At 53.7% G+C, this 1,160-nt stretch carries 1 protein-coding gene and 1 pseudogene; one reads left to right on the top strand and one right to left on the bottom strand.

What is annotated here, in order from left to right; all coding sequences use genetic code 11:
• Nucleotides 1-218: 218 nt before the first annotated feature.
• Nucleotides 219-320 (top strand): annotated as a pseudogene (locus HWX09_RS33780) (IS5/IS1182 family transposase); the annotation flags it as partial.
• A 215-nt stretch (nucleotides 321-535) separates the two neighbouring features.
• Here HWX09_RS33780 and HWX09_RS33380 read toward each other — a convergent pair.
• The gene (locus HWX09_RS33380; RefSeq protein ID WP_155257286.1) at nucleotides 536-1,054 is read right to left on the bottom strand and encodes a hypothetical protein; all 519 of its coding nucleotides are present in this window, start codon (nucleotides 1,052-1,054) and stop codon (nucleotides 536-538) included.
• Nucleotides 1,055-1,160 lie beyond the last annotated feature (106 nt).

Here is a 1,160-nt window from a genome sequence, read left to right on the forward strand (position 1 = left end):
CACGAATGATTAATAGGGGCGGCGCGATAGAAGGCGCTCTGCCAACCACATTTTCAGACTCTGGTCAGCCTGACCCAATCAGACAACTCTTATTTTTGCGCACTATCGATTAATACAGGACCACTTAGATTTTCTAACACAACCGAGACATCCGGCCCTGAGCGCCATATTCTTGCAGCATAGTCAGGCGCAAAATCAGTAACTAGTTATGGGCGGCACTGGAGCCGCCGATTCCAGTGTTCACGCCGTCACCCAAAGATGGCCGCCGACGCACGGTGCATGACGGCGCGGCATTGAACGGCGTCCTGCATGTCTCGCATCGACATCAGTGACAGCAGAAACGGAAGAAACACGACCATTCTCGTGATGACGACCTCTAATAATCGCGAGACGAAACCCGAAAGACCCATTTTCGAAGATGCGCTGACCCAATTGAGCAACGCAAAGAGTCACGAGCTTCATAGAAAATCCCTCTGCACCACAAAATTTGTGTCGAAGAATACGAGTCTAGCCCATGCCAAGGCACGGGCCAAACTCACTCCTCAAACCCAGTCTCGAAGACCACTGAAAACGTTCCACTGTATGCTCCAGGCCGCGGCGCTTCCTTAGGCGCTGCCCACAGTGTCAACCTGACCAGGCTCCCCGTCTTCGCTACTTCTGCATCAACAACATCGTGCCGCGCCCCCCGCACATAGGGGCCTACCATGTTCTGATCGTTGAGCGTCGAGACGTTCCAGCCGATCTGCATAGCGTCGCCACTAGCGTTTTTAATATACGCCGCCTCACCGATATTGCCGGTCTGCATGCGGATTCGACCATAGCTGCTGCGCGCTTTCCAGCTCAGGCTCACCTTTGACGAATTGCCTTTCGCCCACCCTTCCGGATGCGTAAAGACAACGTTATCCAAATCTCCGCTGTCCACCGTAACCTCAAAGAAATCCTGCGAGGGCACATCGCCCTCGATCTGAACATTGAGATCGATCGGCTTCGGATTTGCCGCATACGCCGACATTGCACACGCACTCGCAGCAATTGCCAAAATTAGCTTCTTCACCTCACTTCTCCTTATTCAACCTCAGTGTCAAACATCAGCGGCACCGTGCCAACATAGTTGCCCGCCAGCACTTCCTTCTTGATCTTGTCGCTCGCAACCCCGGGCG

Origin of the sequence: Burkholderia sp. BCC1208 (genome assembly GCF_902833095.1) — a bacterium.
Lineage (GTDB): Bacteria > Pseudomonadota > Gammaproteobacteria > Burkholderiales > Burkholderiaceae > Burkholderia.